At 42.8% G+C, this 22,933-nt stretch carries 23 protein-coding genes; 11 read left to right on the top strand and 12 right to left on the bottom strand.

Annotation, left to right across the window (positions count from 1 at the left end):
* Positions 1-332: helix-turn-helix domain-containing protein (locus ABIL00_00955; GenBank protein ID MEO0109335.1), on the bottom strand; the 332-nt coding region annotated here is incomplete at its 3' end.
* A 214-nt stretch (positions 333-546) separates the two neighbouring features.
* Here ABIL00_00955 and rplM point away from each other — a divergent pair.
* The 8 genes from rplM to ABIL00_00915 are packed head-to-tail and all read left to right on the top strand — an operon-like array spanning position 547 to position 5,441.
* Complete coding sequence (gene rplM, locus ABIL00_00950; protein MEO0109334.1) at positions 547-978, top strand: 50S ribosomal protein L13; 432 nt, start codon at positions 547-549, stop codon at positions 976-978.
* Positions 975-1,367: a 30S ribosomal protein S9 gene (gene rpsI / locus ABIL00_00945; GenBank protein ID MEO0109333.1), complete on the top strand. Its 393-nt coding sequence runs from the start codon at positions 975-977 to the stop codon at positions 1,365-1,367. The genes rplM and rpsI overlap by 4 nt, the downstream gene beginning before the upstream one ends.
* Positions 1,352-2,086, top strand: a complete 735-nt coding sequence (rpsB, locus tag ABIL00_00940; GenBank protein MEO0109332.1) for a 30S ribosomal protein S2 — start codon at positions 1,352-1,354, stop codon at positions 2,084-2,086. The genes rpsI and rpsB overlap by 16 nt, the downstream gene beginning before the upstream one ends.
* A 2-nt stretch (positions 2,087-2,088) precedes the next feature.
* Positions 2,089-2,682 (top strand): translation elongation factor Ts, encoded by a 594-nt coding sequence (gene tsf, locus ABIL00_00935; GenBank protein ID MEO0109331.1) that lies wholly within the window; start codon positions 2,089-2,091, stop codon positions 2,680-2,682.
* Positions 2,675-3,358: a UMP kinase gene (locus ABIL00_00930; GenBank protein MEO0109330.1), complete on the top strand. Its 684-nt coding sequence runs from the start codon at positions 2,675-2,677 to the stop codon at positions 3,356-3,358. The genes tsf and ABIL00_00930 overlap by 8 nt, the downstream gene beginning before the upstream one ends.
* Positions 3,352-3,909, top strand: a complete 558-nt coding sequence (frr, locus tag ABIL00_00925; protein ID MEO0109329.1) for a ribosome recycling factor — start codon at positions 3,352-3,354, stop codon at positions 3,907-3,909. Before ABIL00_00930 ends, frr begins: the two co-directional genes overlap by 7 nt.
* Positions 3,910-3,950: 41 nt before the next feature.
* Positions 3,951-4,643: an isoprenyl transferase gene (locus tag ABIL00_00920; GenBank protein ID MEO0109328.1), complete on the top strand. Its 693-nt coding sequence runs from the start codon at positions 3,951-3,953 to the stop codon at positions 4,641-4,643.
* Between the two features lie 3 nt (positions 4,644-4,646).
* Positions 4,647-5,441 (top strand): phosphatidate cytidylyltransferase, encoded by a 795-nt coding sequence (locus ABIL00_00915; GenBank protein MEO0109327.1) that lies wholly within the window; start codon positions 4,647-4,649, stop codon positions 5,439-5,441.
* 5 nt (positions 5,442-5,446) lie between these two features.
* On the opposite strand, the gene purH is transcribed toward ABIL00_00915, so the two are convergent.
* Complete coding sequence (gene purH / locus ABIL00_00910) at positions 5,447-6,931, bottom strand: bifunctional phosphoribosylaminoimidazolecarboxamide formyltransferase/IMP cyclohydrolase (protein MEO0109326.1); 1,485 nt, start codon at positions 6,929-6,931, stop codon at positions 5,447-5,449.
* Between the two features lie 490 nt (positions 6,932-7,421).
* Between purH and ABIL00_00905 the strand changes: the two genes are divergently transcribed.
* Positions 7,422-7,970 (top strand): small multi-drug export protein, encoded by a 549-nt coding sequence (locus ABIL00_00905; protein MEO0109325.1) that lies wholly within the window; start codon positions 7,422-7,424, stop codon positions 7,968-7,970.
* A 10-nt stretch (positions 7,971-7,980) separates the two neighbouring features.
* The gene (locus ABIL00_00900) at positions 7,981-9,024 is read left to right on the top strand and encodes a hypothetical protein (GenBank protein ID MEO0109324.1); all 1,044 of its coding nucleotides are present in this window, start codon (positions 7,981-7,983) and stop codon (positions 9,022-9,024) included.
* Here ABIL00_00900 and ABIL00_00895 read toward each other — a convergent pair.
* From ABIL00_00895 to ABIL00_00850, 10 genes are all read right to left on the bottom strand, one after another.
* Complete coding sequence (locus ABIL00_00895; GenBank protein ID MEO0109323.1) at positions 9,007-9,978, bottom strand: hypothetical protein; 972 nt, start codon at positions 9,976-9,978, stop codon at positions 9,007-9,009. The genes ABIL00_00900 and ABIL00_00895 overlap by 18 nt on opposite strands.
* A 54-nt stretch (positions 9,979-10,032) precedes the next feature.
* On the bottom strand, positions 10,033-11,844 hold the full coding sequence (locus tag ABIL00_00890) for a T9SS type A sorting domain-containing protein (protein MEO0109322.1): 1,812 nt from the start codon (positions 11,842-11,844) through the stop codon (positions 10,033-10,035).
* A 76-nt stretch (positions 11,845-11,920) separates the two neighbouring features.
* Entirely contained in the window at positions 11,921-12,550 is a 630-nt protein-coding gene (locus tag ABIL00_00885) for an energy transducer TonB (GenBank protein MEO0109321.1), read from the bottom strand.
* A 1-nt stretch (position 12,551) separates the two neighbouring features.
* Positions 12,552-12,965 (bottom strand): biopolymer transporter ExbD, encoded by a 414-nt coding sequence (locus ABIL00_00880; protein MEO0109320.1) that lies wholly within the window; start codon positions 12,963-12,965, stop codon positions 12,552-12,554.
* Positions 12,962-13,369, bottom strand: coding sequence for a biopolymer transporter ExbD (locus ABIL00_00875; GenBank protein MEO0109319.1), 408 nt, complete (start codon positions 13,367-13,369; stop codon positions 12,962-12,964). Before ABIL00_00875 ends, ABIL00_00880 begins: the two co-directional genes overlap by 4 nt.
* A 9-nt stretch (positions 13,370-13,378) precedes the next feature.
* Positions 13,379-13,990, bottom strand: a complete 612-nt coding sequence (locus ABIL00_00870; GenBank protein ID MEO0109318.1) for a MotA/TolQ/ExbB proton channel family protein — start codon at positions 13,988-13,990, stop codon at positions 13,379-13,381.
* Between the two features lie 79 nt (positions 13,991-14,069).
* The gene (locus tag ABIL00_00865; protein MEO0109317.1) at positions 14,070-14,468 is read right to left on the bottom strand and encodes a GIY-YIG nuclease family protein; all 399 of its coding nucleotides are present in this window, start codon (positions 14,466-14,468) and stop codon (positions 14,070-14,072) included.
* Positions 14,465-15,550: a DUF362 domain-containing protein gene (locus tag ABIL00_00860; GenBank protein MEO0109316.1), complete on the bottom strand. Its 1,086-nt coding sequence runs from the start codon at positions 15,548-15,550 to the stop codon at positions 14,465-14,467. Before ABIL00_00860 ends, ABIL00_00865 begins: the two co-directional genes overlap by 4 nt.
* A gap of 1 nt (position 15,551) precedes the next feature.
* Positions 15,552-16,430 carry a decaprenyl-phosphate phosphoribosyltransferase gene (locus ABIL00_00855; GenBank protein ID MEO0109315.1) on the bottom strand — a complete coding sequence of 293 codons (879 nt, stop codon included), beginning with the start codon at positions 16,428-16,430 and terminating at the stop codon, positions 15,552-15,554.
* The gene (locus ABIL00_00850; protein ID MEO0109314.1) at positions 16,430-18,364 is read right to left on the bottom strand and encodes a M14 family zinc carboxypeptidase; all 1,935 of its coding nucleotides are present in this window, start codon (positions 18,362-18,364) and stop codon (positions 16,430-16,432) included. Before ABIL00_00850 ends, ABIL00_00855 begins: the two co-directional genes overlap by 1 nt.
* 405 nt (positions 18,365-18,769) lie before the next feature.
* Between ABIL00_00850 and ABIL00_00845 the strand changes: the two genes are divergently transcribed.
* Positions 18,770-22,858, top strand: coding sequence for a M14 family zinc carboxypeptidase (locus tag ABIL00_00845; GenBank protein MEO0109313.1), 4,089 nt, complete (start codon positions 18,770-18,772; stop codon positions 22,856-22,858).
* Positions 22,859-22,933 lie beyond the last annotated feature (75 nt).

The raw sequence follows: 22,933 nt of genomic DNA, 5'->3' as shown, positions 1-22,933 counted from the left end.
CATAAGAAAGAGAGATGCCTCTTTTTGCTAATTCTTCCCGAGATAAGTCTTACTCCATAATTCGTTTGCTCAAAAATCTCTACCACCATCTTTTCTATCACCGGAGGGGTTTTATTAAAATGATTTTTCGGGCGATGGGATTTATCCCTAAGATCCTCTTTCCCTTCTTCTAAAAAGCGTTTAAGTCTCTTTTTGACCGTATTACAAAAGACACCACAAGTCCGGGCAGTTTTTGAGATATTTCTTCTGGTTTGGAAATAAACTTCTAATATCTTTTCTCGGACGAGGATTGGGTCTATTTTAACCAACACCTTATACTCAACCACAAGCATAAATCCCTCCTTTTCGGTTTAAGATGGATTTAGCCATAATCTTATTTTAATTTTACTTAAATTAAAGATTTTACCAAAGTTTTTTGGTAGTCCACTGCCTTGAAAAGCCTTTTGGAGTATTCCTAGAGCTAGGGTCCTAGGGTGGGGGCATGATCACTGTTAACGCTTGCAAAGGTTGCTTGACATTCATCAGATTTTTGCTATCATTAAATCTATGAAGACGACTCTTTTAGGGAAAGAAGAAGTAGGAAAAAGAGATTGGTATTTGGTTGATATGACTAATAAGACATTGGGCCGGGCGGCTTCTAAAATTGCCCGGATCCTAATGGGTAAGAATAAAGTTAATTATACCCCCCATATTGACAATGGGGATTTTGTGGTAGCGATAAATGCGAAGAAGATAAGGGTAACCGGGAAGAAACTCTTAAATAAAATTTATTACCACCATACTGGTTACCCCGGAGGGTTGAAGCAAAGGACTCTCCAGGAGATTTTGGCACAGCGGCCCGAAGAGGTGCTTTGGTTAGCGGTGAAAAGGATGTTACCAAAAAATAAATTGGGAAGAAGGATGTTAAAGAGGCTGAAGGTCTATCCGGATGAGAAGCACCCTCATCAGGCGCAAAAGCCAATTATGATAGAATTATGAGAGAAAGTTTTTTTGCAGTTGGTTCTCGAAAATCTTCGGTGGCCAAGGTTTGGCTTTTTCCTCAAGGTAAAGGGGAAATTAAAATTAACGAAAAGGATGCGCGAAGTTATCTCACTCGGGAAGACCTCTACGAATATATCCTCACCCCTTTTAAGGTGACCGGAACCTTAGGACAGTTTGACGTCGTGTGCTCTTCTACGGGTGGTGGTTTATCTGCCCAGAGCGGGGCGATTGCCTTGGGGATTGCCCGGGCTCTGGTTGCCTATGACCCAGAATTGCGAAAAACGTTAAAAAGTGCCGAACTCTTAAAGAGAGACCCCCGAAAGAAGGAAAGGTGTAAATACGGATTAGCAAAAAGGAGGAAAAGTTTCCAATGGACAAAACGTTAGATTCCACAGGAATGGCCTTCCCTAACGCCAAGGTGCTTTTGGAAGCGGGTGTTCATTTTGGGCACCGCACTCGCTTCTGGAATCCCAAGATGCAACCTTTCATTTACGGGAAGAGGGAAGGGATTTACATCATTGATGTGGAAAAGACCTTAGAAAGACTCCACGCTGCTTACGATTTCATTCGGCGGGTGGCGGAACAGGGGCAGGATATCCTTTTTGTCGGGACAAAACAGCAGGCGAAGCCGATAATCGAAGAAGAGGCGTTACGGTCCGGTGCTCTTTTTGTTAACGAAAGGTGGGTGGGAGGACTCCTCACCAATTTTAATGTTGTCTCTTTACGGATCAATCGCTATTTGGAACTGGAGAAGATTATTCAGGAAGGCGATTTGAGTAAATATCCCACAAAGGAGGCAACCGCTTTACAAAAGGAATATCTGAGATTGAAAAAGGTCTTCCACGGGCTGAGAAACATGGATAAGTTGCCGGGAGCGCTTTATGTTGTTGACCCACGCCGAGAAGAGACCCCGGTGCGAGAAGCCCGGCGGGTGAAAATCCCCATCGTTGCCCTCATTGATACTAATGCCGACCCCACAACTGTTGACTATCCAATTCCGGGAAATGACGATGCGATGCGTTCCATTAAATTGATAACAAGTGTCATTGCTAATGCGGTCTTGGAAGGAAAGAAAGTTTTAGAACAAGAGGTTGAGGAGGTTTAATTATGGAGATTCCCTTAGAGAAGATAAAAGAACTACGTCAAAGAACCGGGGCAGGGATTTTGGAATGTAAAACTGCCCTTTTGGAAACCAATTGTGATGTGGAGAAGGCGATCGAACTTCTCCGAAAGAAGGGGATTGCCCGCGCGGAAAAGAAACTGGAAAGACCTACTGCCGAAGGGGTGGTTGATGCTTATATCCATCCCGGAGAAAAGTTAGGGGTGCTCTTAGAAGTGAATTGCGAGAGTGATTTTGTTGCCCGGAATCAGGAGTTTCGGAAGTTTGTTCACGAATTGGCGATGCAGATTGCGGCTACCGACCCGATGGCTATTTCGCCGGAGGATTTGCCGAAGGAGGTTTTGGAACGGGAGAGGAGAATCTACGAGAGCCAGATTGCCGACAGCAAAAAACCACCAGCGGTGATTGAAAAAATTATTAGTGGCAAATTGGCAAAATTTTATGAGGATGTCTGCCTTTTAGAACAACCTTATATTAAGAATCCGGAGATGAAGGTTAAGGATTTTGTCAAAGAGCACATCGCCAAATTCGGGGAGAATATTAAAATTCGGCGTTTCGTCCGCTTTAAAATTGGTGAGTGAAGATTCTGACCTTAAATTTAACAGTTTCGTCTTAAAAATCACGGGGGAGGTTTTTCGATCGCCGTCGACTCTCAACCGCATCTGTCGGGAAATTGCCCATCTTCCGGTCAAAAGGGCTTTAGTTGTGGGTGGAGGGAATTTAATTCGGGGCCGAACTGCCGATTGGGAAAAGAGACTTCTTTTTGACCGGATTGGACTTTTGTCAACCGTCATCAATGGCCTCTTATTAGAAGAGACCCTGCGCCGTTATTGTGACCCTTTTCATCTCTCTTCTCTGCCTATTCCTGGTGTCGTGGAAGGTTATTCTAAAGAGAAGGCGGAAGGGGCTTTTCTCGCTTGCCGTCCGGTCATTATCTCTGGGGGAACCGGTAACCCATTTTTCTCAACCGATACCGCTTGTGCCCTAAGGGCGGTTGAGTTAAAAGTAGAGTTGGTGATGAAGGGGACAAGGGTTAAAGGGGTATATTCTAAAGACCCGGAAAAATTTAGAAACGCCAAATTTTATAAAGAACTTACCTACGAGAGGGTTTTAAGGGAGAGGTTAGAAGTTATGGACCAGACCGCTTTGCTCCTTTTAGCGGAGGCAAAGGTGCCTCTGGTGGTCTTTGATATCTTTCAGGAAGGTAATATCCGGAGGATACTAAATAAAGAAAAGGTTGGGAGTTGGATATGTTAGAAGATATCTATAAAATAACTCGGGAAAAGATGCAAAAAACCCTTGACCTTTTTGCTGGGGAACTCTCCCGGATTAGAACCAGCCGAGCAAACCCCGCGCTTCTGGATGGAATTAAGGTAAATTATTACAATACAATTGTCCCTCTGAAACAGATTGCTTCTATTGTCACACCCGAGCCGAAACTTTTACTCATCCAACCTTGGGATAAGGGTGCGATTCCGGAAATTGAGAAAGCGATCCGGAAGGCGGAATTGGGATTGAATCCTCAGGTGGAAGCGAATGTCATCCGGATTCCCATTCCCCCGCTAACGGAGGAGAGGAGAAAGGAGTTGATAAAGTTAGTCTCTCGTTTGGGAGAGGAGACAAAAGTGGCGATCCGAAACATCCGGCGAGATGCCAACGAGGAGATAAAAAAGAAGGAGAAGGATAAGGAAATTTCTGAGGATGATGCGAAAATCGGCTTAAAAAAAATCCAAGAGATTACCGACGAATTGATAAAATCGGTTGACGAATTGGTCAAGAAAAAAGAGAAAGAAATATTAGAGACCTAATTACCAATTCTTAATCCCTTTCTCCCTTTAACTTTTTGAAAATGAATAATATCCCCAAGCATATCGCTATCATTATGGATGGGAATGGGCGCTGGGCAAGGAAAAGAGGCTTGCCGAGAGTTTTTGGACATCGGGAAGGGGTAAATTCTGTAAAGGAGGTGGTGAGGACTTGTGGGGAACTGGGCGTAAAGTATCTCACCCTTTTTGTCTTTTCCGAAGAAAATTGGCAAAGGCCAAAAGAGGAGGTAGAGCAATTGATGCTCCTTTTGGAAGAGGTGATAAAGAAGGAGCGGCAGGAATTTCAAAAGAATGATGTTAAAGTGAAAGTGATCGGTCGGATTGAGAAATTACCTGAGGCGTTAAGAAGGGAATTGCTCTCCTTGGTTAAAGAGACGGAAAATAATAAGGGGTTAGTTCTGGTCTTGGCGGTGAGTTATGGGGGGCGACAGGAGATTATAGATGCGGTGAAGAAAATTAAAGGGGAAGAGGTAGACGAAGAAAAGTTCCGTTCGTTTCTCTACGATCCGGAAATTCCTGACCCTGACCTTTTAATCAGAACCGGAGGAGAGAAACGCATCTCTAACTTTCTCCTCTATGCTATCGCCTACACGGAATTATATTTTACCGATTGCCTCTGGCCGGATTTTCGAAAAAGAGAACTACTCTTGGCGATTGAAGATTACGGACGTCGCCGGCGACGTTTTGGTAAGGTGGAAGAGGAGATTGAGGGCTAATTAATGAAGGAGTTGTTATCAAGAATTCTTGTCGGACTCTTCTTCGGAACGCTATTCATCTTTTCTCTCCTCAGCCCTTCTCCTTTTCTTCTATCATTCCTTTTAATTTGGTTAGCAGTTGCCACAAAAGAGTTTCTAAATCTCTTGGCAAAAAACGGATTGAAACTCAATCCTTATCTTTTTATTTCATTAAACCTTCTCTTTCTTCTTTTTTCCTATTTTAACCTTCCCCCTTTTTACTTCTCCTTTCTCTTCTTTGCAATCTTTCTCTGGGCCCTCCGCCAAACCCCTTTTTCTTCCGATTATTTCGCCTTTGGCCTTTTCACCGTCTTTTATTTAGCCTTTCTTCCTTCCCATATCTTTCTCTTAAAGAGGCTGGTTCTTACTCAAAAACTTTCTTCCGGGCTTCTTCTCTTTCCCATATTTTTCACCTGGGTAAATGATACCATTGCCTACGGCATCGGGAAGGCGATTGGGAAGAAGAAGTTAGCCGAGGAGATCAGTCCCAAAAAGACCTGGGAGGGATTTTTAAGCAGTGTCTTTCTTGCCATTCCTTTTTCCTTTTTTTACTTAAAACAATTTTTACCAAAAATTCATCCCCTCTTTTTTATCCTTTTAAGTATCCTTTTGAGTATTCTGGCTCAGATTGGGGATTTGGTAGAGTCGGTGTTCAAGCGGGAGGCAAAGGTGAAAGATACTTCCCAAATTCTTTTGGGGCATGGCGGTTTTCTTGACCGGATTGATAGTTTACTTTTCACCATTCCTGCTTTCTATTATTTTTTGGTTTTAATTCTTTAAGGCAATTAGTGGCGGAAGTGGCGGATACCGGTAAAGAGAAGCGCGATGCCGTTTTCGTCGGCGGCTTTAATCACTTCTTCGTCCCGGATGGAGCCACCAGGCTCAACGATCGCCGTAATGCCCGCCCGCCCGGCTAAGTCGATAGAATCCCGAAACGGAAAGAAGCCATCCGATGCTAAGACTGCTCCTTTTTCTCTACCTTCTGCTTTTTTAATGGCGATTTCAACCGAATCAACCCGAGACATTTGTCCCGCACCAATACCGACGGTCATTTCATCCTTCGCAATCACGATGGCATTGGAACGGACAAATTTGCAAACCTTCCAGGCAAATGCCAAATCGCTCATCTCTTTTTCCGAAGGTCTTCTCTTACTCACGATCTGCCATTCTTTTTTTTCATCTTTTATTTTATCACGGTCAGTGAGAAGGATACCTCCGAGGCAGGAACGAATGGTCAAATCCGGAAGAAAACCAGAAAATTGGATGAGCCGTAAATCCTTCTTTTTTTTCAAAATTTTTAGGGCTTCTTCTGAGAAGTTGGGGGCAACGACTACCTCAAAAAATAAGGGACGAATTTCTTCTGCCAACTTTTCCGATACTTCCCGGTTAACGCCGATCACTCCACCAAATGCCGACTTTCTATCACTTTCTAATGCCTTAGAGAATGCCTCGGCAATATCATCGGCGCAGCCGACACCACAGGGGGTATTGTGCTTCATAATGCAGGCGGTCGCCTCGGAAAAATCTTCTAATAGAGAAAGGGTGGAGTCAATGTCTAAAAGATTGTTATAGGATAATTCCTTTCCCCCCAGTTGTTCAATTCTCATTTGGGAGAAAGGAGAGAGGTAAAAAATTCCCCTCTGGTGGGGATTTTCTCCGTAACGGAGGGGTAAAGTTTTAAGAAAGGATTTGGTAAAGTAATGGGGGAAGTCCACGATTGAGAATTTTTCTCTTAAATACTCACTAATCACCGCATCGTAATGAGTGACAATCTCAAAGGTGGCAAGCGCTAATAATTTTTTCGTCTCCTCGGAGACCTCACCTCTTGCTCTTAGTTCTTTAATCACGACTGGATAAAATTCTTTTTTGGGAATTGTGACCACAAATTTATAATTCTTCGCCCCGGCGCGCAAGAGGGAGACACCGCCGATATCAATATACTCAATCATCTCATCCAGAGTGAGATCTTTCTTCATCATTTCCTCAAATGGGTAGAGGTTACAAATGACAAAATCAATCGGCTCAATCGCTTCTTCTCGGTAGGAAAGGATGCCGCCGAAGATTTTGGGGTGGAGGGTCTTTACCCTTCCTTTCAAAATCTCGGGGAAATTGGTAAATTCTGATACTTCCACCACCTTTAACCCTTCCTTTTTCAAAAAATTAGCGGTCTGGGAAGTTGATAAAATTTCATAACCTTGGCTTACTAAAATTTCAGCTAGGTTTACAATCCCTTCTTTATCATAGAGACTAATTAAAGCAAATTTTTTCATAACTTCTCCATTAAATAAAATAAGAAAAATTGGGTAAATGTCAATCGGCCGGTTTTAAAAAAGATACTAATCCCTCTTTACCGGTCATAACCTCTGTAAATAGAATAAAAAAGCGACATAAAAGTTGTCTATTAAGAGAGAGGTTTTTCTTAAGGAGTTTTTTATTTTAAATAACTTAATTAACTTATGGTGAATTTAGGGTGAACCCTATCACCGTCTCCTTTACCACTTCCTTTTCTTCTCTTTTACCTGATTCCCCTCTCTACTTTCCAGAGTAGTTTTTTCTGCAGTTAAAGGTTTAATTTCTTTTCGGGGAAAGGTTCTAATTTTTCCTCCAATTTATTCTCTAAGAAATTGTTTAAGAAAAGGTCTTGTTTTTTGCCCAATTTTTAGTCTAATTTTAGGAGGAGGGGGCTGGGTAGCGAGCCATTTAGTTTTTTGATTTAAAGTTTAGATTTGACAATTTAAAGTGATTTCGATATTATGGTTGATGCGCGAGGCAATAATTGAGAAGTTAGAAGGTATCGGTCTTTCTCCAGAGTTGACAGTTTTTCTTATTGCCCTTTTACCAATTGTTGAGTTGCGGGGGGCAGTGCCGGTGGGTATAAATTTTTATCATTTGGTATGGTATAAAACAGTAATCCTTGCCCTCTTAGGAAATCTTTTACCGGTCCCTTTCCTCCTTCTCCTTTTGGCTAAAATCGCCCAGGTTTTAAGCAAAATTCCGCTCTTCGCTAAGTTTTTTAATTGGCTCTTTACCCGAACCCGGAAAAAAAGTAAAGTGATTGAGGAGTATAAATTCTGGGGACTATTAATTTTTGTCGCCATCCCTTTACCCGGAACCGGGGCTTGGACTGGCTCGGTTGCCGCTTTCCTTTTGGGAATGGATTTTAAGTTGAGTCTTCTCGCTATCAGCCTCGGGGTATTTTTAGCTTGTATTTTGGTGACGAGTCTATCCCTTTTGGGACTTTGGGGCTTAATCATCGCGGGGATTGCCTTAGCAATTTTACTGATTGGGAGATTAATAAAGAGTTCCTAATTAGGTTATAATGTTATTATGTATCAATTTAGAAATTGGGCGGGGGCATCCCAATTATTTAGATAGTTTTTTGAAGGTCTACCCGAGGAAGACTTTGCTCTTAAAGAAAGAGTGGAAGATTATGAAAAGGCTATACCTTTTTGGTGGGAGAGGGGGGATTTGCACCAAGATTTATAATCGGTGGCGCCGGAAAGGAAAAGCACCAAAATTTTTGCTCTCTCTTTTTAGAAAAGATTTAGAGCGGGAATTGAAAGGTGCGGAAGTAGTTATGATTTCTCATCCCATCCTGGTTCAAATCTTGCAGGGGAGATGTAAAATCTTTTATCTCCACGGTGAGATTGCCGCGCCGGAAGAAAGTCTCGTTTCCGCTGACCAGATCTTTGTCCCCCTTCCTTTTACCAAAGAGCAATTCTTAAAAGCAGGAATTCCCGAAGAGAGGTTGTTGGTGAGTGGGTTGGTGATGGAACCGGAATTGGTGCCGATTGCAGAACAAAGTTTCCAAAAGAGGATAAAGAGATTGGAAAGAGGGGAGAGGTTGACTGTTGCCTTCTTCTCTTCGGGTGCTTACCCAAGAGTTCATATAAAAAAGATTAATCAGGCAGTAGCCGAAATTGAAAAATTTGATATCCAGGTATTTCTATTTTCCGAGAATAATCGGCGTTTAGCGAGGTATTGGGAGAAGAGGTTTCCTAAGGCAAAGATTATCTTCTCTTGGCACCGGGAGGAGGAGAATAAAAAGTTTGCGGAAATTTTACCGGAGTTAGATTGTTTTGTCGCTCCTGCTCACGAAAGGACCAATTGGTGTTGTGGTTTGGGGCTTCCTCTTTTTTCTCTTTTGCCCCATATCGGCTCCTATGCTCCTCTCAACTACCAATTTGCCTATTCCCAAGGGGTAACTCTTCCGTTGGCACCGGAGAATTTTGGAGAGACAATTCTGAAATTAAGGGAAGGAGGTAAATTGCAAGAAATGGCAGAGAAGGGATTTGGTAAGTTTCCGATTGATGGGGCAAAAAGAATAGCCGAGAGGGTTTCTACCCTATTGGGTAATTCTTAGAGGGAGACAAAGGATAGTGTAGGAATAAGGGGAATTGGGATAGAAGAGATTCTGACTGGGAATAATTTCAATAAAGATGTGTTGGATCCCCAATTGGGGAAAATTGATACCACCAATGAGGTCATAACCTTCACCCAAAAATACTCTTTCTCCCCTTTTAGATAAAAAGCCAAAATATTTCAGATTACTAGTATCACCTGGTTTTTCGCAAGAGATTGTAACCACGATCTCTTCGTTCGCCCGGAAACACGGCAGCGAATCCACAGGGATTAGTTTGCCGAATTCGGTATTTTCTAAATTGATGCTTCTCCCTTCCTGGGTTAAAGAGATTGATTTTATTACTGGAGCGGTATCTTTGGGATGGGAAAAGGAGAATCCGGAAAGTTTTTTTAGAAGATAATCCCCCGCCTCTTTTCGGAAAAGGATTCTTCTCTTACCAATGAGGGGATAAATTTTCTCTTTCTCCTGAGGGAGAGGGTAACTAATTTTTGCGACGGTCTCTAAGGAGACAGAATCGCGAAATCTAATTAACCAGAGACTATCATACTTAAAGAGGGCGATGGTGTGGCGGGTGGAATCGTTATAGAGAACAAAACAGAAGGTGTCCCCTTGGTTAAGGGAATCAATAAGAAAAGTTAGGGAGTCAAGGTGCAAAGTATCCTGGGTAGTTCGCCAAAAGGAGAGGAGATGGGCGATTTTTTCTATCTCACTTCTCCCTTGATAAACTGTATCCTGAGGGAAAAGTCCTACGGATAAAATTAATGGTTTTTCGTTAAATTCTAAAAATTGGTAATGCTTTAAGGTATCACGCCAGATTTTTAATTGGTTAAAAACCGAAAGGGAATCTTCTTTGCCAAAGGGTAATCTTTCTTTCTTTTGACAGGAAAAGAGAATGAGAAAAGATAAGGATAGGCAAAGCCAATTTTTTGCCTTTTTCAGTTTATCTCTTGCCATAAAAGAATTGGGGCTGGTCCCGAAATAGAATAATAGGAACCAGCCCCCATCTTTTTATTGAAGTACCAGTTTCTTCGTTAGCGTCTTATTCGGTAGATTGAAGGAGATGAAGTAGATGCCTTTTTTCAATTCCTTCGGTCGTTGCCACTGGAAAGAGTTTTTACCTTTCTTTCCCGCAAGGTCAAATTTCTCTATGACTCTTCCTGAGGCATCGGCAATTTTTACTATAACTCGGTGGTTGTCGTTCAGATAGTAAGAGAGATTTATGTAGTTGGAAGCAGGGTTTGGAACAAGAGTGATAATAGAACCACTGACCTTCTTTTCTCTTTCTTCCAAGATGCCAGTAACCGGCACTTGAAGATAGAGAACAGGATTATTGGTTACCACGCCTTCAGTTTGCGGGACACCTCCCGCGTCCTTGTCGTTGATGTATTGAATATGTAGTTTTCCATCTACTACCTCAGACCAGAGGGTATGATAATCGTCATCCTCACAGTTTCCCGGAGTGGCATTGGGCGAAGGAGAGTTGGTTAGATTTATCGCTTCCCTTAACCAGGTTTGACCATTGTCGGTTGAGTAGGAAAGCCATAATTCACCATTGGTCCGGCCCGTCACGGAAACATCGTTGGTATCTTTATTTCCGGTCCAGACGCAATAGAGTATTCCCCTTCCATCAATCGCCAATTGTGGTCTATCCGCGGGTCGGCGCCAGGCATCCCAGACTGGCATATACCAAAGGGTGGTATCTTCTATTCCTGGGGGAGCATTATTATTCCCGATGCCGGAAACCACAGTAAAGCCTGTGGCTTCGCTCCAATGCATTATCCTTGAACCAAAGGCATAAAGGGTATCTCCCCTTTGGGAAAGTCCCCACCAAACTTCGGTCCAGACAAGGTGAAGGTTATTATTCAGGTCATAAATACCATCAACATCGGTATAGGCAAAGGGGAAGGTTGAACCCGGTCCGCCCCAGTCGTAATTGGTTACCTGAACTGGCTCGTTCCAGGTTGCGCCATTATCGGGCGACTCTCGATACCAGACATTCTGCTGAATCTGGGTTGTCTTACCCGGGTTGATATTCTCAATCTTTCTGGTATAGGAGATTAAAACTTTTGGGGAGCCGGGACGGGCATAAATATCCGGGGAAAGGCAGGAAAGTTGGGTATCACCAATCACTGGCATCCAGAAGGAGAAGGTATTTCCCCCATCCGTAGAGCGAGAGTAGTAAAAATCGCTTGCGGAACCAGGAGGTTTTGTGGGATAACTGACGACATGAATGACATCATCTAACCCAACAACACCGTGAGGCCAAATAGTTGTTCCGCTGCCGGAAGCACCCGGTGGAATTGTGATGGTGTCAATTGCTACCGGGTCATTGAATAGCCCGGAACCAGGGGAGACTTCTGTAGAGACAACCGAGAAGAGGAGGGGATATTGAATATGATAGAAGGCAATTGCCCTCCCATCAGAAAAAGAACCGCCCGTGCAATAGCCAGAACGACCGAGGATTGTTACTTCCACACCCTCTCCTAATTGGAACATATTATCATAGTAGGAATTATAGCGAATCCAGCGCCTGGGATAATTTGAATTAGAATCGGGAGAATGCATCCAGACGAATGCCCGAAAGTCAGAACGAATAGAAAGTCTATCGCCTAAGGTGCCATTTTGCTGGTAGTCAATAAATGTATGGGAGCAGGTTTCGCCCGGAGAAATAGTAGTAACGGGAGTTATAACCACCGGTTGGTTAATTATCTCTTGACCGGTGAGAGCAGGGAGAGGTTCTGGTGAATAAGGCTTGCGTAATACCGGAAGACTGTAGACAATAAAGGCTAAAAAGATAAAAATAGTGATTCTTTTTAACATATTACTTACCTCCCATTAAAAATCCTAAGGTCCAAATTTTGAACCTCAGGTAATTTCACTTCTTGCTTTTTTATCATTATTGGCGAAGACTGAAATTAAAGGGTATTGAAACCCAGACCCGAACCGGAATCTCTCTCTGTTTCGCGGGGGTAAATTTTGCCTGACGAGCAGCGTTAAGCGCGGCTTCGTCTAAGGCTTCGTTTCCGGATGATTTTAAGAGTTCTACCTCCATTACCGAGCCGTCAATATCTAAAAGAACCTTCACCACGACCTGCCCTTCAATTCCTGCCTGGCGGGCTCTTTCGGGATAGGATGGTTTAGGAATATAAATTGGCTTCGGTTTCTCCTCCACCTTCCAGTAGGGGACAACGGGGATTTCCACCTCTTCTGCTTTTTTGGCGATCACCTCCTTGAATTCGGTTGGGGCAATTGTTGCCTCTTCCGCTTCTTCCCCTTTCTCGGCTTCTACTGCCAATTTTGGTCTTTCTACGGGTGGTGGTTCGGTAAGTTCTTGTAATTCCGGGGGGAGCTGTTCCATAATCGTCTCTACCTCTTTTCTCGGGACATAGGGTTTATAACGAACCTCTTTCGGCATCAGGACAAAACTCAAACAGGTAAAAGCCAAAGAGAGAACCATTCCCACCCGGAAAGAGATTGCATAATAACTGTCCCAATCCCATTCCCTGATTTGCCTCTTTTCCTCCATTTTACCCTCCCTCTTCGTATTCCGTCGCGAATAAGATTTTAAATGCCCCAGCTTCCTTTAACGCCTCAAGGATATCATTTACCCTTCCGTAGTCAACCTCTTTGTCTGCTAAGACTTCGCTGATTAATTCTGGATTATCCAAAATCTTTTGTTGCATTACGGTCGTTATCCCCGAGACTTCTAAGAGATTATCATCAATTGATATGCGGCGCGTCTTGTCAACCCAGATATGGACAATATTTTTCCTTTTGAGAATCCTCTCGGTGCTTTCTGCGGTGGGAAGGTTCACTTTCAGCCCGTATTCGGTCCTTAAAACCGTGGTGAGCATAAAGAAGATAATTAAGAGGAAAGCGATATCAGCAGTGGAAGCGGTGGGAATTTCTGGTGCTGGTCTTTTTAGGGTAAACTTTCTCATTCTCCCTCCTTTACCGGTGCCAAACTAATCCTTTCCGCCTTTGCCGCTTTTAGTTCGTCAAAGGCGTCAATCATCGTTTTGTAAGGGGCGTTGCGACTTACCTTTAAGGCGACAACTAATTCTGGATTCTTATCCAAAGCCGAGCGAACCCTTTCTCTTAATTCCCGTAATGTTATCTTTTCCCCAGCGATGGAAACTTCCCCATAGGGATTAACAAGGACGGTAAGGATATTTTCGCTCTTTAACTTAACTTGTTCTCCTTTCGGTGGCAAAACAATTTTTAATCCTTTTTCCCGGGAGAAGATGGAAGTGACCATAAAGAAGATGATTAAAAGGAAGGCGATATCGCCCAAAGAAGCAGTTGGGATAGAAGGTCCTTTTCTCTCTTCTTTTCTCAAAAGCATACTTTACCCTTATGGCCTCTTACTTACCAAGTAGTCAATTAAAGTGGCGGTAGCGGTTTCCATATCTTTGGTATAGCCATTAATCTTTTGTTGGAAAAGGATATGGATGATGGAGAGAGGGGCAGCAATCATCAATCCCCATTTAGTGGTGATTAGTGCCTCAGCGATACCCGCCGCTACAACCGTGGGTTCTACTTCCCCAACCGCGGCTACCGCGGCGAAAGCCCGAATCATTCCGGTGACCGTGCCTAAAAATCCGAAGAAGGGGGCAACAACAATTATACCACCCATCAGTTGCATACCCCGGTCAAGAAAGCCGAGTTCGGTGGTGCCAGCCCGCATTATCGCTTCCTCCATCGCTTCGCGACCCTGTTCGTATTTCTGCAAAGCGGGTAGTAAAACCCGGGCCACTGGACTGCGAACCGATTGGCAATACTCAATGGCGGAATTTATCCCTTCGCTCTCAATCCGGTTTATTAAATTCGCCACGAACTTTTTAGCGTTAAGGGTCGCCACAAAGAAGAGGGTGATTAACCTTTCTATGATTAGGGCAACGGCGATAATGATACAGGCTAACAAAAACCACATTATGCCGCCACCTTTCTGAAATTCCTGAATCATATTTCCTCCCCAATTGAGTAGACCATAAGAAGGTTCTCCCTTCTTTGTTCTCCTCTTATTTTTCTTTTCATTTTAACATTTAAGATACTGGAAAATTCTTTTTTGTCAAGGATAAATTTTTTACCGGAAAGAGATTGGGGAAATAGAATAAATGGGAAGGACAGGAGCAATCACTGGCGCCAAAACCTTTTAGGGGAAAAAGTCTTTTCTTTAAGCAAGAAGCGATTTGGCATTCGGTTTTCTTGGTTGAGGGAAACTCTTTCGTCCCCAGAAATTGAAACTTGGTTGTGAGATAATCAATATGCCAGAATTTCTTCTTCCTTTTTCTTTTGTGCCGTTTTATTCTTTTTTCTAAGTTATTCAAGGCAGAACCAACATAAAGATAATAACCAGGTGGAAAATTGATCTTTCCCAATGCCCCAACTTTGATTACCTGTTCCTTATCACTTTTTAAGAGTAAGAGGTAGGAGCCCTTCATTTCTCTTTGCCGATATAGGAGAGAAATAATTTCCCCCATTCCGTTTTCAAAAAATGTTTCTTGCGCCAATAGCCAATTAGAGGATACCAGAGGTAATCGTGATAGATAGTGGAGGCGATTGGTGCCCAAATCCAGAGGGGAGAGTGGAGGGCAATCTTTTTCAATGGTCTTAAAAAACCTTTGCGTAAAGCCTGGTCGCCAAAGATGACAAAACTCCTTTTTGTCTTAAAGCCGAAATTCATTCCGGAGATATCTTCCCCGATAACTTTAATTTTATTTAAATCGGCTATCCCTAAACCCATCTCGTGGGCAATTTTTAAGTAATCAATCTTCAATGGTTCAAAACCCATAATTTTTGCCGCCACCGCATCAATCGCCACCGAATCAAAGGAAGCAAGAATTAGGTTGCCGATGTAGGGAACCATGGTTCTTGGTCCGGCGCCATTACCACAAACCGTGCCATCCATTACCGCAAAGACCTCCGGATGAATCTCTCTCTGCATAATTAATAGGTCAACTAAAACTTCGTGGATAAATTCATGACCGTAATGTCTCACTTCTTTTAAGAGTCCACCGAAGGCATTCTTTATCGCGCCGGTGGTGATAGAATGACCATGAGTCTTCATCGTTGGTAAATGAATGATGCTTTTGCCAAAGAAGAGTTTTGGTACATAAATCCCTTCCGGAAATATCTTATCTAATTTAAGAAGAGGTGCCTTGGGCGTAAATTTTACCCATTCTTGCTCCGGAAGGGGATAAAAAGGAATGCCGTATCTTTCTAAAACCGAAAGCCAGCCCTGATTTTTTGCCCCTTTTCGGGCATTGGTCACTACGGTCTTATTTTCCACGGGATAAAGTTTCGTCTTATTGTAACCAAAATCGGTAAGGGCGGAGAGGACACCTTCCAACTGCCAGGGGGGAGAGGAGGAAGCAGGATAAAATATCGTCCAGGAGAGATTCAATTTTATAATGATCTCCCTTTCTTTTGGCACTTTTTCTTTATACCCCGCCAGATTCATTATTCGGCGGTAATCTTCTATCACCCTTTCCGGGCTTGTTTTCAAGACAAAGACCTCAGACATATTAACTCCATTTTAAGTAAATAATTAAAACGACAGATAAAGCCCATAAAAGGATAGCGATGGTTAACGGAGGGTCTTTAACTAACGCCCATTCTGGATTTTCCAAGAATTCCGCATGGTAGATTAGATAGAGGTAGCGAAAAATGCCGTAGAGGACGAAGGGGATGGTGAAGATCAGTTTGTCAGTTCCGAACTTGGCTACTGTCTCCGGCGCCACTGTATAGATGGCATAAGAAACGACCGTGGCTGCGGTCACTACCGAAGTCATCTGGTCTAAAAAGTTGTGAGAATAATGGGAAAGAACACTCCGGTGGTTAATTGCCGAATCACCCAGAAGGGTGATTTCCGCCTTCCTTTTGGTTATCCCTAAAAATAAGGCAAGGAGGATTGTGCAGATAAAGAGCCAAACCGAAAGATTGACACTGATTACGACGGTTCCGGCCAGAGCCCGGAGGACAAAGCCAAAGGCAATTACCAATAGGTCTAAGATGACAATGTCCTTTAAGAAGAAAGAGTAGGCGAGGGTGAGAAGAAGATAAGAAAATAAGACCCAAAAGAAGTTTTGGTTTAAGAGATAGCCAAGAATTAAAGAGAGGATAATAAGGATGAGGGCAAAGGGAAAAGCAAAGGATACCTTTAACCGGCCAGAAGCAATTGGCCGAAAACGTTTTTTGGGATGAACTTTATCTTCTTCCCGATCTTTTATATCGTTGATGATGTAGGTGGCACCGGAGATGAATGAGAAGAGGAAGAAGGCGGCTAGGGATCTAAGAAGATAGGAAAGATGGAAGAGGTTTTGGGAAAAGAATAACCCGGCAAAGACAAAGGCATTCTTTGACCATTGGAGAGGTCTTAAACTTTTAATCAGATCCTTAATCATTAGGGTTTAATCACCTTTCTTACCTTTCCTTGGGCATCTTTTAAGAAATAGACACCCGATGGAATTTTATTGGTCCAGGGATTAAGTCTTGTTCCGTTGCTGTGGTAAATTTGCCATAGGGAATTACTTTTAGCAATTTCTTTTGACCAGAAGGTAGGGGAAAAAATTTCTTTTTTCCGGTGGTCAGAATTTGTTAGGTTTTTCAAGCCGATGGTTGGGAGGCGATAAGTAATTCCGTCTAAATCAAATCCGGCATAAGGTTCGGATTGGGAGCCAGAGTTAATATCCACAATCTTTATGTAATAGGCGCTATCAATTCCAGCCTGGGCTAAGTCAAATTCCTGGGTGCCAATTCCTTGACCCAAGGAGTAATAAGTGCCAAAGAGATCAAGGGCACAATAGATATTATACCTCTCAGGTATCCCATCATTTCCTTCCCAAACCTTAATGTCATTCCCCTCCAAATTTCTTACCGGGAAACCTTTTGGCAATTCAATGACAATTTCGCCACTATAAGATAAAGAGAAGAATAAACTGTCGGGTTTTCCTAAGCAATGAGGGGTGATGGTGATTTGTGATTCATCATTCGTTGTTCTTCTCACCCAGCCAACTCGGAAGCCGTAACCTTCGGCAAAGGAAGAAGGTTTTAGGTAAATATCTAAATTTACTGGTGTTCGGTTAGGAATAGAAACTCCTATCTTTTTTACCTCATAGCCCGGGGAATAGACCTCCAGGGTACAATTTCCACCCTCTATAAATTTATGATAAAATCCAGTTGGCAGATAAGAATAGACAGGCCATCTTATTGGTCCTTTGATTTTAATCAAGGCCGGCAGGGGAGTCTGAGAGAAGGTATCTAAAATTCTACCTTGAACTCCCCATTCCCCAATGGTTAGGATATCTAAAAGTGCTCGCCGGTTTACTAGACAGATAGAGTCAATTCTCGCTTGGGCGGATGGTTGTTGGGTCTCGATAGTTGTGGCAAATATCCCAAATTCACCAAAAGCCATATCCTGACAACTTCCCCTTACTTCATACCAATCATAACCATTGATTGGGGTTAAACGGGTAGTTGAGGAGCCATAAGTTGAATCCGCATAACGCCGGGATATATAAATGATTAGGGCAGAATCGGGTGGGTCCTGGGGATGAAAGTCCCAAGGATAGTTCACATAAGAGGCGGTAGAATGGTATTCGTATTCAAAGGAGAGAGGATTTTTCTCAGTATGCTTTCGAATTAATTTTGTCTCCGGCTGGGAAAAGGGAGCAGGAGAACCACCAGCACTTCCCCACATATAACCGTAATCCCGGTTTAGGTCAACCCCATTGCCGTTATAACGGCTATTGGCGATATGACCGTCGGCATTAAGAATCGGGATGATAAAAATCTGGCGGTTATTTACTAAATACTGGACCTGAGGGTTGGTTGCATAATTTTCCAATAAATAACGGAGGAAGGCAAGGGTCACTTCAGTAGAAATTTTCTCATTGCCGTGATGGGCGCCAATCAATCTCATGCCAATCTCCCCTTCATCCGTGTTGGGATTATCACTCACCTTCACGCCGAAAATTCGGTTGCCATTGTAAGAAAAGCCCAAGGTTTCCATTCGGGCGATATTGGGATAGGTTTGGACTAAAGAGTGCATAATACTACAAACCTCAGCATAGGTGTGGTAATAGGGCAAGATTTTTTCTAATTCTTTTTGGTAATCTTCAATTAAAATCTTAACCTCATAGCCCCGCGCCTTTAAATTGAGAATCTTATCCTCATCGGCAAAGGCGAAGACCTTTCCTTCTTTCACATCCTGGATGGGAATGTCCAATTCATAGAAGATTTCTAAGTCCGAGCGGGAAGCGATTGGTACAAGGATTAAACTTTCCTTTCCTAAAAGGAAAAGGAAAGAAACTAAAAGAGTAAAGATATATTTTTTCATTAACTATATTATAAGTAAACACTTAAAAATTGCAAGGTGACCCCAAACGGTTTTTAAGAAATTCTAAAATCTCTTTCGGAATAAAAAGATAATTTAATGCCAGGGTGGAGGGGACAAAACTTTCTCTCTCTTTTATACCCTATGGAAATAAGATCTGATTTTGACGTAATAATTTGGGAGAGGAAGGGAAGAAGGGAGAGAAGGCGAAAGGAATCAAGGGGAGAATGGGAAAAGAAATTACTCTTCCTTCCTAGGAAGGCTGAAAAAAAACTGACTCCCATCTTTTCATTAAGATAATTTTTTAGGTATTTTTAATACCTTTCTTTTAATTGTAGCCGAGTGAAAAGTGTCCTTGACTTAGGGGAAAAAACAAATAAAATTATGGATGTTTATCTTGGAGGAAAAATGAATAAGAGAGCAATTACTCTTTTATATCTCTTTCTTATTTTTAGTCTTCTCTTTGGGTTAAACGAGACAAAGAGAATGGAAGTGAGAGTTTACTTCAGAACCGCCGATGAATTATTTGATAAATTAGGTGAATTTTTTTCGGAATTGGATATAGCAACCGGTGGCGAAACAGAAAATGGGGAATCTTATATTGTGATAATTACGACTGAAGAGCAACTCCAAAGGATTAAAGAGAAAGGTTTAAGAGTTGAAATAACATACCCAGACATAAAGGAGAAGTTTCGGTTAATCACCGGTGTTGACCTGGATAAACCAGAACTTTTAAGAGACTTTGGCTATTTCTTTACCTATTGGGAGATGCAGGATACCCTTAATAAAATGAAGACCAATTTCCCGGCAATCTGTTCTCTTATGAATATCGGGAATTCCTATCAAGGAAGGCCACTCTGGACTTTAAAGATTTCTGATAACCCGAGGATTGATGAACCGGAGCCAGCGGTTTATATTAACGGAGCAATCCATGCCCGAGAACCAGTGGCAACCCATTGTTGTATTGACTTTGCCAGTTATCTTTTAATGAATTATGGGCAAGATAGTTTAATCACCTGGTTAGTTAATAACCGGGAGATTTTCATTACCCCAGTGCAAAATCCGGATGGTTATGTCTATAATTCCGATTCTGGTGGTCCAACCGCTAATTGGCGTAAGAATAGAAGAAGAGTTGGGGGTGGTGATTCAGTAGGGATAGACTTGAATCGGAATTTTGGTTATCGGTGGGGCTATGACAATACTGGCTCAAGTCCTAATCCATCTTCTGAGACCTATCGCGGTCCTTCCCGATTTTCCGAGATTGAGACTCAGGTCATCAGGGATTTTATGCTTCCCCAGAAGATTCGGACACAAATGGATTACCATACCTATGGCAGATATAATATGTTTCCTTGGGGATATAGGGCGGTTTGGCCACCGGATACTGCGGTTTTAAGGGAAGGCGTTGATACCTTCCGGATGTATAACGGGTATCCAGCAAGCCGAACTGGACAACTCTCTCGTGTTTTATATACCGCCAATGGTGTCTCAGTTGATTGGGAATACGCCGATACTGCGGGTAAATTCCGAACCTATGCCTTTACGATTGAAATGTGTTCCTTGGATTTCTGGCAGGGTTGGAATGATTCGGCTTATATTCATAATGAGTGTCGCCGGAATCGTCCTAATAATTTATATCTAACACGCATTGCCGGTGTCTTCTTTGAGCCCAGGCAAGTTTTTATTAACGATTCCCTAAATGGCAACCGAACTTTACAATTGGACCCCGGAGAAACCGCTTCAGTCTGGTTCCGAGTAAGGAATCGGGCAATCCATCCCTTGGATTCTGCCTATGCCGTTAGCGGTAAATTGAAATCCCTTGACCCAATGGTTATCGTTCTTGATAGTATTAAGTCTTTCCCCAGATGCCGAAGGAGAGATTCTACGGATAACCGAACCAATCAATTCCGTTTCTATTGCTTACCCCAAGCCGAGCCCGGGAGAAATATCCCTTTAAGGTTAGAACTAACTTATTTAAACGATGGCCAGACGATGACCCAGGCGGTAAACTTTTCTATCACCATCGGCTCCAATCCCATTGTTTTACACGATGTTGGGGTAATTGCCATTTCTTCACCAACGGGTGTTTTGGACTCAGGAATTATTATCACCCCCGCTTGCACTGTTTATAATTTCGGTGGCACAACAGAAAATTACACGGTGCGAATGAAGATTGGCACATTTTATGACCAAACGGCTACGGTTTCTAATCATCAGCCATTAACTAAGATTTATCTAACCTTTCCGGTTTGGAATGCCAACCAACTGGGTACCCATTTGGTAAGTTGTTCCACCCGACTTTCTAATGATATGGTGCTAAGTAATGACCGGCAGACCGGGTCAGTTGAGGTGAGAAGGATCGGGATAAAGGATGTTGGCTGCACAAAGATTTTAATGCCCACTGGGATAATTGACTCCGGAACGGTTATCACACCGGCTTGTTCGGTTTATAATTATGGCAATACCGTAGAAACTTATACGGTGCGGATGAAGATTGGCATAGATTATAACTACACGGCGACGGTTATTAATCACACCCCTCTTACCTATCGGTATTTAACCTTTCCCAACTGGTTTGCGAGTCCGCGGGGAAAGATTGCGGTCACCTGCACAACCGAACTATCCGGTGACAATCAACCCGGAAACGATAAAAAAATTGATTCGGTATTTGTCCAAGTTTTAGATGTTTCCCCAATTGAGATTTTAGCCCCAATTGATACCATTGACCTCGGCTCGGTCATTACCCCGCAGATCAAGGTGAAAAATTTTGGCAACACTCCTGTATCTTTTAACACCTTCCTTTTGATTGGCGATTATGCCGCAGAAATGGTCGTTTCGGAACTTTTGCCCGATGAAGAGAGAATTATCTCTTTCTCCGATTGGACCGCCGAACCAGCAGGCGAAATTTCGGTCAAATGCACGACCCAACTTTTTGGTGACCAGAGGCAGGAAAATGATAAAATTATCGGTTCGGTATATGTTCGGGTTTTAGATGTTGGGGTGATAGAAATTCTTGCCCCTTCTGATACTGTGGATTCCGGAATGGCAATGACGCCAAAAGCCAAGATAAAGAACTTTGGTTCCGAACCTGCTTCTTTTGGCGTCATTTTCCAAATTAGCGATTATTACAGTATGAGAGAGATTTCTTCGCTATCTCCGGATTTGGAAACAATCATTGATTTTGACCTCTGGCTACCGGAGAAGGTTGGTGATTTCCTTGCCCAATGTTCAACGATGCTTAATGGCGATGTCCAACCGGAGAATGATTGTCAAAGGAAAATCGTTAATGTCCGTCCGAAAATTCCCACCACTGCTTGGGTAAAAGTTTCTGACTTACCCCTTGCGCCGTCAAACAAAAGAATTAAATCCGGTGGTCTGATTGTTTCCGGTGGGAATAAGATCTACATTGTGAAGGGAAATAATACGAAAGATTTCTACTCCTTTATTCCAGAGAATGCCATAACGCAACTGGATTCGGTGCCAATTGCGGGTAAGAAAGGAGTGAAGAAAGGAACCGGTATGGTCTATGACGGCACAAAATACCTCTACTTTGCTTCTGGCACAAATACCCTACAGTTCTGGCGCTATGATACCGAAACTAACGCTTGGGAATCATTACCACCAATTCCAGCGGGTGGTGGCAAGGCTCTGAAAGGTGGCACGGGAATGGCTTATGTTAATGGTTTTGTCTATCTCTTAAAGGGTTCAAAGACCAATGAGTTTTATGCCTTTGACTGCACCAATAACACTTGGATTGAGACTCTACCAAAAGCACCAGAAGGCACTTATATCGGTAAAGGTTATAGCGATGGCTCTTGTTTAATCGCCTATGATGATAATACCCTCTATGCTTTAAGGGGTAAGTATAATGAGTTCTACAAGTATGACATCTCGGCTAATACCTGGGAAAAGGATTCCGGAATGCCTTTCACTCATCCAATGTGGAATAAGAAGAAGAAAGTTGGCGAAGGTGCGGCAATGACCTTAAAGAGCGGTAAGATTTATGCCTTCAAGGGAAATAATACCAAAGAGTTCTGGTCATTTGACCCAACGACCAAATGGGCAGGCTTAGAGACAATCCCCAAGATGCCAGATAAGAAATATGTGAAGGGTGGTGGTGGACTCTGCACTTGGACCGATGGCACAATCTATGCCTTAAAGGGAAATAATACCCTTTCTATCTGGAAGTATACCGGTGAAGATTTAACTTTAGCCCTTCCTTCATCGAATATTGGGACCCAGGAATTAAGTCGTAAGACTTTTATCCAGATTAACTCCAATCCGACCAAAGGCTTAACCAAGGTTTACTACAACCTGCCGAAGAAAGAAGTTGCGATTCTCAAAGTCTATAACACCTTAGGCAACTTGGTTTACTCTGCAAAGAGCGATAAGGGTGAGTTTACGATAAAGAAACTACCGGCCGGAATCTATCTCTTACGGTTTGAATCCGCCTCAGGCGGATACAAAGAAGATAGAAAGTTAATCGTTGTGAAGTAGCCCGAAGGGTAAGAGGAGAGGCGGGAGGAAATCCTCCCGCCTTTTTTATTTTAGATAAAAGTCTTATTCGCCTCT

It is taken from the genome of candidate division WOR-3 bacterium, assembly GCA_039801905.1.
Classification (GTDB): Bacteria; Hydrothermota; Tepidihabitantia; order Tepidihabitantales; family JBDRVQ01; genus JBDRVQ01.
The sequence above is the reverse complement of the archived record's forward strand: the minus strand, read 5'-3'. Positions and strand labels throughout refer to the sequence as shown.